This window comes from Amycolatopsis sp. WGS_07 (assembly GCF_045278895.1).
In the GTDB taxonomy this organism is placed as follows: Bacteria; Actinomycetota; Actinomycetes; order Mycobacteriales; family Pseudonocardiaceae; genus Amycolatopsis.
Window position 1 is genome coordinate 722,106 of record NZ_CP136053.1, and the last position, 15,780, is coordinate 737,885.

The 15,780-nt window shown below is 70.0% G+C and carries 16 protein-coding genes; 9 read left to right on the plus strand and 7 right to left on the minus strand.

Annotated features, from left to right (window positions below):
• Window positions 1–79: 79 nt before the first annotated feature.
• Complete coding sequence (locus tag RPX00_RS03135; protein ID WP_406637276.1) at window positions 80–2,836, minus strand: ALF repeat-containing protein; 2,757 nt, start codon at window positions 2,834–2,836, stop codon at window positions 80–82.
• Window positions 2,837–3,201: 365 nt separating this feature from the next.
• Between RPX00_RS03135 and RPX00_RS03140 the strand changes: the two genes are divergently transcribed.
• Window positions 3,202–3,735 (plus strand): hypothetical protein, encoded by a 534-nt coding sequence (locus RPX00_RS03140; RefSeq protein WP_406637278.1) that lies wholly within the window; start codon window positions 3,202–3,204, stop codon window positions 3,733–3,735.
• A 91-nt stretch (window positions 3,736–3,826) separates the two neighbouring features.
• On the opposite strand, the gene RPX00_RS03145 is transcribed toward RPX00_RS03140, so the two are convergent.
• The 5 genes from RPX00_RS03145 to RPX00_RS03165 form a co-directional block, all read right to left on the minus strand.
• The gene (locus RPX00_RS03145; RefSeq protein WP_406637280.1) at window positions 3,827–4,372 is read right to left on the minus strand and encodes a dihydrofolate reductase family protein; all 546 of its coding nucleotides are present in this window, start codon (window positions 4,370–4,372) and stop codon (window positions 3,827–3,829) included.
• Window positions 4,373–4,458: 86 nt separating this feature from the next.
• Window positions 4,459–5,496 carry an LLM class flavin-dependent oxidoreductase gene (locus RPX00_RS03150; protein ID WP_406642742.1) on the minus strand — a complete coding sequence of 346 codons (1,038 nt, stop codon included), beginning with the start codon at window positions 5,494–5,496 and terminating at the stop codon, window positions 4,459–4,461.
• The gene (locus RPX00_RS03155) at window positions 5,496–6,008 is read right to left on the minus strand and encodes an SRPBCC family protein (protein ID WP_406637282.1); all 513 of its coding nucleotides are present in this window, start codon (window positions 6,006–6,008) and stop codon (window positions 5,496–5,498) included. The genes RPX00_RS03150 and RPX00_RS03155 overlap by 1 nt, the downstream gene beginning before the upstream one ends.
• 70 nt (window positions 6,009–6,078) lie before the next feature.
• Entirely contained in the window at window positions 6,079–6,582 is a 504-nt protein-coding gene (locus RPX00_RS03160) for a winged helix-turn-helix transcriptional regulator (RefSeq protein ID WP_406637284.1), read from the minus strand.
• Window positions 6,583–6,621: 39 nt separating this feature from the next.
• The gene (locus RPX00_RS03165; RefSeq protein WP_406637286.1) at window positions 6,622–7,011 is read right to left on the minus strand and encodes a cupin domain-containing protein; all 390 of its coding nucleotides are present in this window, start codon (window positions 7,009–7,011) and stop codon (window positions 6,622–6,624) included.
• A gap of 51 nt (window positions 7,012–7,062) precedes the next feature.
• Here RPX00_RS03165 and RPX00_RS03170 point away from each other — a divergent pair, with 51 nt between their 5' ends.
• The 5 genes from RPX00_RS03170 (at window position 7,063) to RPX00_RS03190 (ending at window position 11,876) form a co-directional block, all read left to right on the plus strand.
• A complete protein-coding gene (locus tag RPX00_RS03170; RefSeq protein ID WP_406637287.1) occupies window positions 7,063–8,028 on the plus strand; it encodes a helix-turn-helix domain-containing protein in 966 nt (321 codons plus the stop codon).
• Window positions 8,029–8,250: 222 nt separating this feature from the next.
• Complete coding sequence (locus RPX00_RS03175; protein WP_406637289.1) at window positions 8,251–9,420, plus strand: lytic murein transglycosylase; 1,170 nt, start codon at window positions 8,251–8,253, stop codon at window positions 9,418–9,420.
• 50 nt (window positions 9,421–9,470) lie between these two features.
• Window positions 9,471–10,379, plus strand: a complete 909-nt coding sequence (locus tag RPX00_RS03180) for an SDR family NAD(P)-dependent oxidoreductase (protein ID WP_406637291.1) — start codon at window positions 9,471–9,473, stop codon at window positions 10,377–10,379.
• 61 nt (window positions 10,380–10,440) lie between these two features.
• A complete protein-coding gene (locus tag RPX00_RS03185; protein ID WP_406637293.1) occupies window positions 10,441–11,049 on the plus strand; it encodes a TetR/AcrR family transcriptional regulator in 609 nt (202 codons plus the stop codon).
• Window positions 11,046–11,876 (plus strand): alpha/beta fold hydrolase, encoded by an 831-nt coding sequence (locus tag RPX00_RS03190; protein ID WP_406637294.1) that lies wholly within the window; start codon window positions 11,046–11,048, stop codon window positions 11,874–11,876. Before RPX00_RS03185 ends, RPX00_RS03190 begins: the two co-directional genes overlap by 4 nt.
• Window positions 11,877–11,878: 2 nt before the next feature.
• Here the strand turns inward: RPX00_RS03190 and RPX00_RS03195 are convergent, their stop codons facing one another.
• The gene (locus RPX00_RS03195; protein ID WP_406637296.1) at window positions 11,879–12,682 is read right to left on the minus strand and encodes a TetR/AcrR family transcriptional regulator; all 804 of its coding nucleotides are present in this window, start codon (window positions 12,680–12,682) and stop codon (window positions 11,879–11,881) included.
• Window positions 12,683–12,801: 119 nt separating this feature from the next.
• Here RPX00_RS03195 and RPX00_RS03200 point away from each other — a divergent pair, with 119 nt between their 5' ends.
• From RPX00_RS03200 to RPX00_RS03210, 3 genes are all read left to right on the plus strand, one after another.
• Entirely contained in the window at window positions 12,802–13,215 is a 414-nt protein-coding gene (locus RPX00_RS03200; RefSeq protein WP_406637298.1) for a DUF1992 domain-containing protein, read from the plus strand.
• 483 nt (window positions 13,216–13,698) lie between these two features.
• Entirely contained in the window at window positions 13,699–14,826 is a 1,128-nt protein-coding gene (locus RPX00_RS03205) for a metallophosphoesterase (RefSeq protein WP_406637300.1), read from the plus strand.
• A 118-nt stretch (window positions 14,827–14,944) separates the two neighbouring features.
• Complete coding sequence (locus RPX00_RS03210) at window positions 14,945–15,745, plus strand: alpha/beta fold hydrolase (RefSeq protein ID WP_406637302.1); 801 nt, start codon at window positions 14,945–14,947, stop codon at window positions 15,743–15,745.
• The last annotated feature ends 35 nt before the right edge of the window (window positions 15,746–15,780 follow it).

Consider the following 15,780-nt stretch of genomic DNA (forward strand, 5'->3'; position numbering starts at 1 on the left):
CCTTGGCGGCGACGCTTTGCCAAGCAGTTTGCGCGGCAAGGGCGGCGTCTTGGGCGTTCTTGCCCGCGTCGACTGCGGCTTAATGTGCGTTGTGCGCCGAGATGCTGGCCTGCTGAGCGAAGCCGGCCGCGTTGTCCGCGGAGCGCTGTGCCCAAGCGGCCGAACGACCGGCCTGGTCTGCGGAAGCGGTGGCCGACACTGCGGCTCGAGAAGCCGCGTTGGCTGAGTCTTGCGCCTGTTTCGCGGAAGCAGCCGCCCGGTCGGCCGCGGCGCTGGCGTCGTTGGCGTATTTGGTTGCCAGGGTTGCGGCGTCCTCGGCTTGGCGCGCATAGCCCGCGGCCTCGTCGGCAGCGTTGCGGGCACGCGCGGCAGCAGCCTGGGCGTCGTTGGCGTCGTGGGTTGCCGTCGCAGCAGCGTTAGAGGCTTTCGCGAGCAGGCTGTCGATCGCGGCGTTGTGCGCAGCGGTGTTCTGGTCGCGGCGCGCGGCGGTGTACTGACCGACTGCGAGGAACTCGTGCAGCAGGGACGGCGGACCGTCGAGCGCGGCCTGTGCACCGGCGGCGACTTCGCGCTCGCCCGAGGCTTTGGCGGCCGACATGACCTGGTTGACCTTGAGCGCGTCGTCGATCTTCAGCGAGCTGTACTGCTTGGTTTGGACGAAATCCCGCAAGGCTTGATCGGTGTTCGCGTCGAGCGCTTTCTGCGCCTCGTCCACCACGACTGTCCGGCCGGCGGCACGGGCCGCGGACATGATCTGGTTGGTCTTGAGCGAGTCTTCCGTCCGCCGCTCGGGGTAGCTGGGGTCGCGCAGGAAGTTCCGGACGTCGAGGTCCGATCCGGCGAGCGCGGCGGCCGCGGCCTTCTGGAAGCCGTCCGTGCCGGAATCGCGCAGGCTGCCGAGGGTGACCCGGTCGTCTTGCCCCGCGGCGGCGGACAGACCGGCGGTCACGAAGTCGGCCGCCTCGTCGTCGGTGCCGCCCAACGCGGTGATCGCCGCGGATTTCGTCCAGGGACCGCCGGACTGGGAGAGGTTCATGGCGATCTTGCGGGCATCGGCGACCACCGTGGCCCGCGGGGCCCCGGCGGCGGTTGCCTCGCCGATCAGCCGGTTGGTCTCCGCGTCCCACGTGCTGGCCTGGTCAAGGCCCGGCCGGGGCGGGTTCGGCTGAGCCGCGGCCGACGCGGCGGCAGCCTTCGCGGCGTCGTCGGCAACCTGGGCGGCCTGCGCGATCCGGTCGTCATCCGCCTGGCGCGCGGAACGGGCGATCTGAGCGGCCTGAGTGGCGGCGGCGGTCGCCGCGTTCGCCGAAGCCGTCGCCGCATTCGCCGCCACCGTGGCTTTCCTCGCGGCATCTGCCGCTTCTCCGGCATGAGCGGCTGCGTCGTCGGCAGCCTGCGCGGCCGCGGTCGCGTCCGCCGCCGCGGCACTCGCCGCGTCCGCCGCCTGCCCGGCGGCCGCGCTCGCCTCGTGCGCCCAAGACTGGCTGGCGTTGGCAGCCGCGACCGCCCGCGCGGCCTGTGCCCGTGCCGTTGCGGCGGCTGCCTGGGCCTGCCGGGCATCCGCGCCCGCGGCAGCTGAATTGTTCGCGGCGTCGGTCGCCGCGTCCGCGGCAGCCCGGGACTGAGCGGCAGCGTCCTTCGCCAGCGAGCCGGCGGATTCCGCCGCAGTCGAGGCCGCCTTCGCGGACCGCGCCGCGTCCGCCGCCTTCGCCGCGCCCAATGCCGCGTCCCTAGCTGTCTGCGCGGCTAGCTTCGCGCCTTCGGACTTGTCCTTGTCCGTGATGGCGGCTTCAGCGGCGTGGTAAGCGTTCGACGCGGCCTGGCCTGCCCGCGCCGCCGCGGCAGCCGCGCGAGAGGCGGCAGCGGCTGCAGTGTGCGCGGCGCTGGAGGCCGCGTTCGCCGCACCGATCGCCTGCCGCGCGGTAGCGGCGGCCTGATCAGCGGCGTAGGCGGCACGGTTCGCCGCGTCGGTGGCTTCTCCCGAATGCCCCTGCGCTGCCGCGGCCGCGGCCTTCGCGGCTTCCGCCGCCCGTTGCGCCGCAGCGGCTTCCGCTACCGCACGGTCCGATTCCTGCTTCGCGGTTTGCGTCTCCGCCGCTGCTTGGTCGGAAGCGGCCTGCGCGGTCGCGACCAGGTCGGTGATCGTCGCGGTCTCGGCGTCCCGTGCCTGCGCCATCGGCAAATCGATCGCGAGAAACTGGGTGTAGGCGTCGACGTTGTTGGCGTCGAGGGCTTGCTGTGCGACCTTCTTCACCTCGGGCCCGCCGGCCGACATGGCCTGGTTGACCCGGAGACTCTGGTCTATCTGGAACGCGGCACGCCACCCGCTGTCGAGGAATTCCTGCAGCGCGTCGACGGTGTTCTCGTCCAGCGCCTTCTGCGCGGCCGCCTTGACCTGCGTGCCGCCCGCGGACATGACTTGGTTGACCCGCAGGGTCAGGTCGTTCTTGTGGGGCCCCTGCCATCCATTGTCCAGGAAGGCTTTCAGCGCGTCGTCTGTGTTCGCGTCCAGGGCCTGCTGCGCGGCGGTTTTCGTCGCCGGCCCGCCCGCGGACATGACCTGGTTGACGTGGATGTCGCGATCGATCCGCGCGTCCGGGTCTCGCTGCGTCGTCAAGAAGGTCGTGATGGCCGCATCCGAGCCGGCCAGGGCGATCGCCGCGTCGCGTTTGGTCGCCGGGCCGCCGAACCGCCACAGCGTCACTGTCTTCTCGCGGTCGGAAAGCGGCCGTCCGCCCGTCGAAGCGGCTGCCGGAACCGCGCGCGGGGCGCGCTCCGGAGCTGCGACCGCCTGCGGCGCGGCGAGCGTTCCCGCGGTCACCGCGACCGTCAGCACCGCGCTCAGCGCAGTTCGAAACCGAGTTCCTGACGCACGCATGCACATCCCCCTCGCTGAAGAAACGCAATCCCGCGGCAGGGCCAAATGGCGGATATCCGAAACGGGATTCCCCCATGGCACCGCCGGATTCATCGCCCTTTTCCCTCAGGCGTTACACCGCGAGCGAAACTTTTCTTCACTTTACCAAGGCTTGTATATTGCTTTTATCAATTATCGTGACATGTGTCACATCTCGCTTCGGTCGGCGACCATTCACGGAAAGCGGCGTCTAATCTCTCGATGTCACGCGGGGGTGACCGCGGAGCCTCTCGACTTCCGCCCTGTTGAATTCACTGCTCACCAATGGTCTATTTGGGGGAGAGATGCGCCCAATTCACCGGACAGCAATTGTCATCGCAGCTGCGACCACCGCGACCGCGCTCGCCGCCACGGCCGCGGTCACCGCCGCCAGCGGCGCCCAGTCCGGCGCGACCGACGAACAGCCGAGCATCGTGGAGGACTACTCTTATCCCGGCGCGGCCCAGATCCTCGCCGACTACCACGTGCAGCTGATCAGCGGGGACGGCCATCTGCTGATCACCCCGTGCCCCAGCCCGGTCACCGGGGTCATCGTGGTCCAGTCCAGCCAGACCGTCGGCCAGCAGGGCGACGGATCGGTCTGCTTCCGGGTCCTCGGCACGAGCGGCCACCTGACGCTGAAGATTCCCGAGGTCTTTTCGATTCGAGGAGACGGCGCGGCAGCGGGCCAAGGACACAAACTCCGGGCCGAATTGACCACTGACGCCGGGCAGCACAGCACCGTCGACGTCAATCCCAGCGGAACGACCCAAGTCGGCATCGGCACCACGCCGCCCGGAGCCGCCACGACGCTACTGCAATTGGACGCATCGGCGTAAGGCGGCACCGCTCGGATCTCCGCATTTCCCGACCGGGCCGGTGCTATTTCGCCGGCCCGGTACCCGCTGAATGGGACAGAGAACGGAACCCTCAATCATCGGAAGGCCGATAAACCAGCCGCAGCACCCCGTTGCGGAACGCCGCGCTCTCCGCGAGCCGAAAGTCCAGCTGCGGCCCCTCCGCCGGGAACAACCGCCGTCCCTTGCCGACCACCACCGGGTACTGCAGCAGGGTCAGCTCGTCCACCAGCCCGTGCGACAGGAGCCATCGCACCAGTGTCGTGCTTCCGCTGGTCATGATGTCGCCGCCCGCGCTGGCTTTCAGGTCCGCGATCGCCTCGCCGAGGTCGCCGCGCAGCAGGGTCGTGTTGTGCCAGTCCGTCGCGGTCAGGGTGGTGGACGCGACGTACTTCGGCACGCTGTTCATGAATTCCGCGCCCGGGTCGTCCGTGCGGCCGGGCCACGCCTCGGCGAAACCCTCGTACGTCACCCGGCCCAGCAACATCGCGTCGGCGTCCGCCATGCCGTCGCCCACCGCGTGCTCCAGTTCGTCGTTCCAGTACGAGAGCGACCACTGGTCCGGCGCTTCCACCACGCCGTCGAGCGAGACGAACAATGTGGACACGATCTTGCGCATCGAGCGACTCCTTGGTGTTCGGGATCGCCGACACTATGGCGCAGCCGGACCCGCCGACGCAGCCAGTTGACCCAATGCTTGGTCTGTCAGGGCACTTCCGTTACCAACTCGAGTGCCCTGCCGAGCGTCGCGAGCCGGTTTTCCAGGGTTTCGCCCGCCGGATACAGCCGGACGGTGTCGACTCCGGCGGCGCGCCACACCTTCAGCCGCGCGCGGACCATGTCCTCGGTGCCGATCAGCGTCGTCGCGAGCACCATCTCGTCGGTCACCAGCCCGGCCGCGCCGTCGCGATCGCCGGACTGCCAGCGTTCCCGCACCTCAGCGGCGACCTCGGCCCAGCCCTGCCTGGCGTAAGCGTCGTGGTAGAAGTTCGTGCTCGCCGAACCCATGCCGCCCAACGAAAAGGCCAGTTCCTTCTTGCGTCCGGCCACCATCGCGCGCAGTTCGTCCTCATCGGACGCGAACGCGACCTCCGCGCCTTGGCACACCGTGAGATCGCCGCGGCTCCGGCCCGCCTTCACGAGCCCGGCGTCGAGGTGACGGAAGTACGCGTCGGCTCCTTCGGGGACGAAGCTCGTGCCCAGCCAGCCGTCGGCGAGTTCGCCGGTGAGTTCCAGCATTCGCGGCGACAGCGTGGCCAGGTAGATCGGGATGTCCTCGTTCGGCGTCGTCGACAGCCGCATCGGACGGGACTCGCCGGGCAGCGGGATCTGGAAAGCCTTGCCAGCGAAGGAGATCTTCTCCCCGGCGAACGCGCTGCGGATGATCCGCACCGTCTCGCGCATCCGGGTCAACGGCCGCGCGAACGGCACCCCGTGCAGCCCTTCGATCACCTGCGGACCGGACGGCCCGAGCCCCAGCGCGAACCGGCCATCGGACATCTCGGCCAAGGTGAGCGCGGCCTGTGCGAGCGCGACCGGCGTGCGCACGCCGAGCTGCATGATCCCCGAGCCGAGCCGGATCCGGTCCGTGCGCGCGGCGAGGTAGCCGAGCACGGACGGTGCGTCCGAACCCCACGCCTCGGCCACCCAGCACTCGCCGAGACCCAGTTTTTCCGCCTCCAGCACGAAATCCCGGGTGTCCGGCCAGCCGGAGGACGCCTCGACCGTGGTGGCCGTCCGCATCATCCGGCGGTCTCCACGCGCTCCTTGATCGCGCCGAGCGTCGCGGTCATCGAGGCCTCGAACTCGCTCAGCCGGACGTGCACGATCTTCTGTTCCTTCTCCGGCATCCGCGCGATCACCTCGGTCACCCCGGACGGCCCCGGCCCCATCTGCGCCCACTGGGTCAGCCGCGTGCCGCCGTTCTCCGGGGCGAGGGTGAACCGCCAGACCGCGGTCGGATTGGCCGGATCGCTGACCGCCCAAGCGAAAACGCGCGGTTCCTCGCACTCGATGATGTAGGACGTCGTCTCCCACTCGCCGCGCATCTTGTGCCGGTTGTGCCCGACGAAGGACCGTCCGAGCGCCGGCTCCGAACCTTCGTCGCACCACCGGACCGACTGCAGTTCGCCGCTCAGCTCCGGCATGAGCACGACGTCCGAGGCGAACCGCCAGACCTGCTCGGGCGAGCCGTCGATCCACGCGTCCACCTGCACGGTCGGGGCGTCCGCGTACCGCGCGCCGGTCCACTCCATCGCGAGTCCTCCTCCATTGGCGTCTCGACCAGCATAGTTGCGCAACTAGACTGACCGTGTCAACGGACTGCTACTCCTGCGGAGCGAACCTCGCCTGCACGTCGGGCCGCTGTGAAAGGCGCTCGGGGAAGCCCGGGCCGCGCCGCATCCGCGTGTCGTCAGCCGACAACGGCTCGCCGCACTCCGCGCACACCACGGCCGCGGTGGTGTCGTGGCCGCAAGCGTCGTGGTGCAGCACGATCGGCGGACCCGCTTCGGTGGCCAGCCACCGGTCGCCCCAGGCCGTCATCGCGGCCAGCACACTCCAGAAATCGCGCCCCTTCTCGGTGAGCACGTAGTCGTAGCGCACCGGTTCGTCCTGGTAGGCGCGCTTCTCCAGCAGACCCTCGTCAACCAGCCTGCGCAGCCGGTCGGCGAGGGTGTTGCGCGCGATGCCGAGCGCCTGCTGGAACTCGTCGAAGCGGCGGACGCCGTAGAAGGCGTCGCGCAGCACCAGCGGCGTCCACCAGTCCCCGAGCAGGTCCATGGTCCGGGCGATCGAGCACGGCCACTGCGCGAAGGAAGTGCGTTTCATGGCGCCGATCCTACCCGTCCCACGGTGCAACCCAGCAGGTCAGACGCGATGTCCGACGGTCACGTCGACCGTGTCCGGCACCTCGTCGTGCTCGTCGCCGACCGAAAGCGTCCCGGTCGGCTCCACGAGCAGCACCACCGCGCCCTCCTTCGACGACGGCTTGTGGAACGTGCCGCGCGGGACCACGAACAGCTGCTCACGCGTCAGCGTCACCGTCCGTTCGCCGTCCGCTTCGCGCAGGCCAAGCTCGATGCTGCCGTCGAGAACGAGGAAGAACTCGTCGGTGTCGTCGTGCTTGTGCCACACGTGTTCGCCGGCGAACCGGGCGAGGCGGATGTCGTAGTCGTTGACGTTGGCGACGATCCGGGGGCTCCACGGAACGTCGAAACCGGCGAGGACGGCCTGCAGGTCAAGGGGCTGAGTTGTCATGTCTCGATCTTGAGCCTGGCCTCCGGCGTCCGGGAGTGCTAGGAATCGCATATGTCGAAAGGATCCTCGCACCGCGTCGTGATGATCGTCGGCGACGGGTCGAACCCGTTCGAAATGGGCGTCGCGACGGAGCTGTTCGGCTTGCGCCGGCCGGAACTGCAGCGCCCGTGGTACGACTTCGCGCTCGCGGCGCCCGGCGGGCAAGCCCGGATGCACCTCGGCTTCTTCACCCTCGCCGACGTCGCCGGCCTCGAAGCGGTCGACGCCGCGGACACGGTGATCGTCCCGAACCGGCCGGACCCGCACACCCCGGCCGACCCGGAGATCATCGACGCCATCCAGCGCGCGGACGCCCGCGGCGTGCGGCTGATGAGCTTCTGCACCGGCGCGTTCACCCTGGCCCAGGCCGGGGTATTGGATCATCGCCGCGCCACCACGCATTGGCAATGGGCCGACGAGTTCACCGCGCGCTATCCCCAGGTTCAGCTGGAACCGGACGTTCTCTTCGTCGAAGACGGCACAGTTTTCACCGCCGCCGGAAGCGCGGCCGCGCTCGATCTGTCGCTGTATGTAATCCAGCGAGATCACGGCGCGGAAATCGCCAACAAAGTGAGCCGCCGTCTCGTTTTCACCGGACACCGCGAAGGCGGGCAACAACAGTTCGTGGAACGCCCGCTGCCCGAGATTCCGGACGCTTCCCTCGCGCCAGTCCTGGAATGGGCCCGCCAGCACCTCGGCCAACCGCTCACCGTCACCGACCTCGCCGCCCGCGCGTCGACCAGCGCCGCCACCCTGCACCGCCGGTTCCGCGCCGAACTCGGCACGACCCCGCTCGCCTGGCTCACCGCCGAACGCGTGACACTGGCCCGCCGCCTCATCGAACGCGGCGAACATGGTCTGGACCGCATCGCGGCCCGCTCCGGACTAGGCACCGGCGCGAATCTCCGGATGCAGCTGCGCAGGCACACCGGGCTGTCACCGTCCGAATACCGGAAGCGATTCGGCCCGGCGGCCTAATGCATCGACGGGTCCACAGTGGACCCGACGAACGGATTGCTCCATTCGGCCTATTCAGCGAAGTCCCGGTTAAGCCCCGATGACGGGAACCCGCCGAAGGTTTTATGCCAGACGAACGAAAGTTGGCCGGAACGGACAGAATTCCGCCGACCCCTCACCGGAGCGCGCATTGATCCGCTAGCTTGGGCCGCGGACCGGCAGAACGGAAACGGGGAGAAGCGCATGGCCAGACGCCGCCTGGAGGGACGGAACGCCCGTAGCCGGGCTTTCGCCGCCCTCGCCGGAGGCGCGCTCGTGGTGCTGCCGACGGTCACGTCGTCCGGCATCCCGGTGGCGTTGCGCGCCGCGGACCCGCCGTCGGTCGCGCAATCCGCGCCGAACTCCCTCGGCCTGCCGCCGGGCATCACGCTCCCGCCGATCGGCGTCGACGGCAGCCTCCCGCAGCCGCCGGTCCCGCAGGCCCTCGGCGTGCCGGGCTACCCGAACGGCCCCGGCTCGGCCACCACCGCCGGCCCGCTGGGCATCCCGGACAGCATGCTCCGCGCCTACCGCAACGCGGCCGACATCATGGCCCGCGAGCAGCCCGGCTGCCACGTCGACTGGGCGCTGATCGCGGCGATCGGGCGCGTCGAGTCGAACCACGCGCGCGGCGGCTACGTCGACGCCCGCGGCAACACCCTCGAACGCATTCTCGGCCCGGTCCTCGACGGCGCGGGCGGGTTCGCCGCGATCCGCGACACCGACCGCGGCCGCTACGACGGCGACCAGGTGTGGGACCGCGCGGTCGGCCCGACCCAGTTCATCCCGTCGACCTGGGCGTCCTACGCCTCCGACGGCAACGGCGACGGCGTCTCCGACCCGAACAACATCTACGACGAGACCCTCGCCACCGCGCGCTACCTGTGCTCGGGAGGTCTGGACCTCTCCAGCGACGCCAACCAGCGCCTCGCGGTGCGCCGGTACAACAACTCGCAGTCCTATGTGGACACCGTGATGGCGTACGCGTACGGCTACCGCAACGGCGTTTCGAAGCTGCCGGACAGCCACGTCCCGATCGGGGCCCCGCCAGGACCCGGCGCGGTCGAGGCCGCGGCGGGCAGCCCGGCGGGCGACGTCGCGCCGCCCGCCCCGCCGCCGGTGACCCCGGCGCAGCCGAACACGCCGAGCCAGCCCGGCACGCCGACGCAGCTCCCGGGCAGCAGCACCGCGCCGAGCAGCAGCTCCCCGTCGAAGCCGACCAGTACGCCGCCGAGCACCCCGGCCACGCCCACCAGCACCACCCCCACGACGCCGACGAGCACGACGTCGTCCAGCTCCGCCCCGGCGAACCCGACGACGTCCACCACCACGACGACCTCCAGCACCACCACGGAGGCCGCGCCGACGCACTGACGGCGGCGTTCGTATAGTCCGGACCGAAACCGGACTATGGGGGAGCGATCGTGGCGTGGAATCCCCGGCGGCTGCCGGACCTGTCTGGCAAGACCTACGCGGTGACCGGGGGCAACGCCGGGATCGGCTACTTCATCGCCGAACAACTGGCTGCCGCCGGAGCGCACGTCGCGCTGCTGGGCCGGGATCCGGCACGGCTGCACGCCGCCGTCGAGATGGTGCGCACGCGTGTCGGGTCCGCCTCGCTGAGCACGATCCCGCTTGACCTCGCGGACCTGGACTCCGTCCCGGCCGCCGTCGAGGCACTCGGTCGGCTGGACCGGGTGGACGCGTTGATCGAAAACGCGGGCATCACCGCGCCCGGGCCGGTGCGCCGGACCACGAAACAGGGTCTGGAGCTGGCGGTCGGCACCAACCACTTCGGCCACTTCGCGCTCACCGCGCTGGCGATGCCGGTGCTGACCGCGTCGGCCGCGCGGGTGGTGCTGGCGGGCAGCCTGATCACCCGGATGTATCCGTACGACATCGATGACCTGCAGAGCGAGCACAAGTACTCGGACTTCCGCGCCTACGCGCTGTCGAAGCACGCCGTGCAATCGTTCGCGACGGAACTCGACCGGCGGCTGCGCGCTGCGGATTCGCCGGTGCGGGCGATCCTCGCGCACCCCGGCTTCAGCCTCGAACGCACCAGCCCCGCTCGCCCCGGGATCACCAAGCCCATGCCGGTGATGCGCCTGCTCGCGCCCTATACCCACGGCAAGGACCACGGCGCGTGGCCGGCGGTCCGGGCCGCGGTCGAGCCGGCCGCGGGTTCCTACTACGGTCCGGCCTTCGGCGGCGTCGGCCGGCCCCGGTCGGGCAAGGCGATGGCCGCCTCCCGGAACCTCGCGCGCGGCCGTCGGCTGTGGGCGCTTTCCGAGGAGGCAACCGGAGTCCGGTTCGCGCTTGAGGGTTCCTGACTCGCCCGCATCTTGGTAACGTCGTGTTTCTAGAAACACCGTGTTACCGAATGGGTGGGCCTTGACCAGACTGACGCGGGCCGAACAACAGCAGCTCACGCACGAGAAACTGATCGAGGCGGGGCGAGCGGTGCTCGTCCGGCGTGGGTTCCTCGCCGCGACCGTTGAGGAGATCGCCGCGGAAGCCGGGTACACGCGCGGCGCGGTGTACAAGCACTTCGGCGGCAAGGAAGGCGTGTGGCTGGCGATCATCGACGCCCGCGCCGAAGCACACCTCGACCTGATCAAAACCGCACTCGGCCAAGCGTCCAGCCGAGACGACCTGATCGCCGCGCTCACCCCCAGCGCCATCGCCGACGACGAGGAAGCTGCCCGCTGGAGCCGGACGACTGCCGAGTTCGCCGCCGCTGTCACGAGACTTCCCGAAACCGCTGCGGCCGCCGTCTCCGCACAACGGCAGCACGAAGAAGAAATCGTTGCCGTACTTGACGAACACTGCCAACGACTGGGGATCACGCCAGCCGTCCCGTTGCCGCAGGTGGTCGTGCTGCTCGGCGCGTTGAGCGGCGGGCTCGCCCTGCGTCGCGGCATCGATCCAGACACCGACGTAGCGGGCGTGCTCGCCGGAACCCTCGCCGCGGTGTTCCCCGATCCACGGAGGAATCCATGACCGTTTCGTTCGCCCGCAACGGCGAGATAGCTATCGCGTACGAAACCTTTGGCACCGAAGGACGTCCGCTGCTGCTGATCCAAGGCGGACTCGCCCCGATGCAGGGCTGGCCGGACAAGTTCTGCGAATCCTTGGTACAGAAGGGTTTCCACGTCGCCCGCTACGACAACCGCGACGCCGGCCAGTCCTCCCGCGCCACCGCCGACTACACCCTCGCCGACTCCGCCGCCGACGGAATCGCCGTGCTGGACGCACTCGGCTGGCCCGGCGCACACGTCGTCGGCGTCTCCCTCGGCGGCATGATCGCCCAGGTCATGGCCACTCGCCAGGCGGATCGCGTACTGAGCCTGACGTCGCTGTCCTCCGCGCCGGACCACCTCCAGCGGTGGAACCTGCGCAAAGTCCGCACGCTCGTCAAATTCGCCGCGATACACCGGAAACGGCCCACCGACCCGGAATCCGCCGGCGAGCAGCTAGTGCGCATTTACCGCGTCGTCGGCTCGCCCGGCCATCCGCACGACGAGGAATGGATCCGCGACGTCGGCCGCCGGACTTTCCATACCCGTACCGATTTCGCCGCGTTTCGCCGACAGGGCAAGGCAATGTACGCGCTGGGAGACCGTCGTGCGGAACTCGCCAGCGTGCGCGTGCCGACCCTGGTCATCACCGGCGAAGCCGACCCGGTGCAGCCAGTCAGCGCCGGCCGCGCGACCGCCGACGCCATTCCCGGCGCGAAATTCGTGACCTATCCCGGCATGGGACACGACCTGCCGCGTCCACTGTGGCCGGAGCTGATCGGCGAAATCGACGCCATCGCCAGGGTTTGACCCTACTTCGCGACCTGATCGATCCGATGGGCGATCCCGTCGAGAAGCCGGTCCAATCCGAACTCCGACGCCTCCGAAGCCTGCTTCGCAGTCGGGCTGTCGAAGCCTCCGGCCAGCCAGGTCCGGTTCATCGCCGGATGGGATTCGACGTCGAAATGCGTGTACCAGAACGAAGAACGCTGTCCCCACCACGCGTCATTGGACTGCCCGGTGGTCTGTTCCAAGTGGACACTCTCCGCCTCGACCGCCGCGTTCGCGTCGACATACCCCGCGACCGCACTAGCCGCCGCAGCAACTTCTCGCGCAGGCAGCCCCAGACTGTCCATAATAGACAGCAAATACTCCTGCCCAGCCAGCTGCCCAGGCCCCAGCGCAGGCCGGACCCGAGACCTCTCCCGCAGCCACGGATGCCGCCGGTAAATATCGCGGGTCCGGTCCGCGTAAACGCGCACCTGCGCCCGCCAATCCTCCGGCCGAGGTTCGCCGGGTCCAGGCAGATTCCTTTCCAGCAGAACGGTATCCACCATAAGATCGATCAACTCGGTTTTGCCGGGAACGTAGGTATAGAGCGTCATCGTGCCCGCCCCGAGTTCCTTCGCGACGCGGTGCATGGACGTCGCGACAAGCCCTTCGGCGTCCGCGACCGCGATAGCGGCCACGATGATCCGCTCGACGGTGAGCGTCGGCCGCCTGCCGCGCGGCGGAGGTTCCGGCGCGCCCGCGCGATCGCGCCACAGCAGGTCAAGCGTGCGCGCGACCTCCTCACGGGCAGCCTCGGGACCGTCGCCCTCGTGCTCGACGATCATCGCGTCCCCCTCCGGCCTCGTGCGGTCAACGTGGGATCCTACCTGCCGTTTCAGGACCTTCGTCCCCTCCGCACCGCTCCGCCGGCCGCTACGCTGGGGTGGCGAGGGAGGTGGTTCCAGTGACGGAACGCAAACCACCGGGCGTGTCGTTCGGCACGTGGGTCGACCGGCAAATCGCCGCCGCCGAATCCCGCGGCGACTTCGAGGACCTGCCCGGCGCCGGAAAACCCCTGCCGCCCCCGACCGGCCGCGACGCCGCGACCGACTGGGCAGTCCGGCGAGCCCGCGAAGGCGACCTCGACGTGGCCGCGTTCCTGCCGCCGTCGCTCGCCCTGCCGAGGGAAATCCAGGACCTGCCGGGAAAACTGGCGAAAGTCCACTCGGAACGCAAGGTGCGGGAAATCGTCGAGGACCTGAACGACCGCATCCGCAAGGCCCACGCACTGCCCCAGGACGGCCCGGTCCTACGAGCCCGGCCGCTGGACGTGGACGAAACCGTCGCCAGCTGGCGCGCGGGCCGGGGAGAATCCTGAGCCACGCCGGGTGAATCCGGGGCGGAGCGGTGCTTCCACGCGCCCGCGACCCCGCACCAGCGACCCGCGCACCTTCACCCGACCGGGCTCGCTGCCGAACTCCCGCGCACTTCACCGCGCGGCGGCCACCCGGCGCGCAGGCACGGCCCTGCGCAACTTCGCCCGACCAGGCCCGCCGTCAAACCCGCGCACCACACCGCCACAGCAGCAACCCCATCCACGGAGACCGCGCACTTCACCGCGCGGCGACCACCCGGCGCGCAGGCACGGCCCTGCGCAACTTCACCCAACCAGGCCCGCCGCCAAACCCACGCACCACACCACCACAGCAACAACCCCATCCACCCCACCCACGGCGACCGCGCACCTCCGCCCAACCACGCCCGCCGCCGACCCCACCAACCCCCACCTCCCTCCGCACCCCGCCGCCCACCGCCCAACTGCGGCTACGCTGGGTAGCACCTGGCCGAAGGGACAACAACCGTGGGAGTTCGTCGGGCTGCCTTCGTGGTCGCCGCGCTGCTGGTGCTGTTCGGCGAGCCCTGGTCGGTGCTCGTGCTGCTGCCGGACTGGCCGGTCGCGGGCACCGTCGCCGGCACGGTCGTTTTCGCCGTCGCCGCGCTGGGATTTCCGGTGCTCATGGCGCTCGGGCACGGTCCGAAGCAGAGCGACGCCGCCGCCCGGATCGGGGACGTCACCCTCGGCGTGATCTGGGTGTTGTTCACCTGGAGCGTCCTCACGCACGTGCTGCGGCTGATCCTGCTGGTGTCCGGAGTGGACGATCCCGCGCGGCCACGGATCGTAGCCGCGGTCACGCTCGCCGTCGCGGCGGTGCTGCTCGTCGCCGGGAACCGGATCGCCATGCGGGTGCCGCCGGTCAAGGAGGTCGACGTCGTCCTGCCGAAGCTGGGCGCCGGGCTCGACGGGCTGCGCGTCGCGGTCGTCACCGACACCCACTACGGCCCGCTTGACCGCACCCGCTGGTCCGAGCGACTGGTCGCCGAGCTGAACCGGCTGCGGCCCGACGTCGTCTGCCACGCGGGCGACCTCGCCGACGGATCGGTCGCGAAGCGGCGCAAACAGGTCGACCCGCTCGGCGGCGTGCAGGCCCCGCTCGGGCGGTTCTACATCACCGGCAACCACGAGTACTTCGGCGAGGCCCAAGCCTGGCTGGACCACATGGCAAGCCTCGGCTGGGACACCCTGCACAACCGCTCGACGCTGCTCGAACGCGACGGGGCCCGCCTGCTCTTCGCCGGCATCGACGACCCCACCGGAGCCGCCTCCGGACTGCCCGGCCACGGCCCGGACCTGGCCGCCGCCCTCGACGGCTCCGACCCGGACGTCCCCGTCGTCCTGCTCGCCCACCAGCCGAAACAGGTCGCACAGGCCCGCGAGGAAAACGTCGACCTGCAGATCTCCGGGCACACCCACGGCGGCCAGATCTGGCCGTTCCACCTCCTGGTCCGCCTCGACCAGCCCACCCTGTCCGGCCTCACCCGGCACGGGCCGACCCAGCTGTACAACAGCCGCGGCTCCGGTTTCTGGGGCCCGCCGTTCCGGGTCTTCGCCCCCAACGAGATCGCCCTGCTGACCCTCCGCAGCGCCTGACCAGCCCCTCCGCCCGCCCGAGCCGCCACAGATCCCACCGAACAATTTTTTTGTCTTGACAACTCAAGCAGTCGGATGCGAAGGTTCTTCCCACGACACCACGTCCAGGAGGAACCCCATGCCCACCGTCACGTCCGCCGACGGCACCCAGATCGCCTACTCCCGCATCGGCTCCGGCCCCGCGCTGGTCCTCGTCGACGGCGCGCTCTGCTACCGCACCTCGACCCCCAACGACGACCTCGCCAAAGCACTGGCCGACCGCTTCACCGTCTACACCTACGACCGCCGCGGCAGAGGCGAAAGCGGCGACACGAAGCCGTACGACGTGGAACGCGAGGTCGAAGACATCGCCGCGCTCGCCAAGGAAGCCGGCGGCGAGATCGGCCTCTACGGCATCTCCTCCGGCGCGGCTCTGGTGCTGGAAGCCGCCCACCGCGGCGTGCCGGTGAAGAAGGTCGCGGTGTACGAGCCGCCGTTCGTCGTGGACAGCACCCGCAAGCGCGTCCCCGCCGACTACCAGGCAAAACTCGAAGCCGCCATCGCCGCGGGCAAACCAGGCGACGCGATCAAGACGTTCATGGTCGAAGGCGTCGGACTGCCCGCCCTGATGGTCACGATGATGCGGCTGATGCCGGCGTGGCCGCGCATGAAACGCGTCGCCCACACCCTCGCCTACGACGCGCAGGTAATGGACGACAACCAGGCAGGACGCCCGCTCCCCGAGGCTCGCTGGTCCGGCATCACCGCCCCCACCCTGGTCCTCGACGGCGGCAAGAGCCCAGCGTGGATGCGCAACGGCGTCGCAGCGGCGGCGAACCAGCTGCCCGCCGCCGAGTACCGCACCCTGCCCGGCCAGACCCACCTGGTGAAAACCGCCGCACTGGCCCCGGTGCTGGCGGAGTTTTTCGCCACGAACTGACCCCGCCGCCGAGCCCGGTGCGGCAAGCTGCGAAA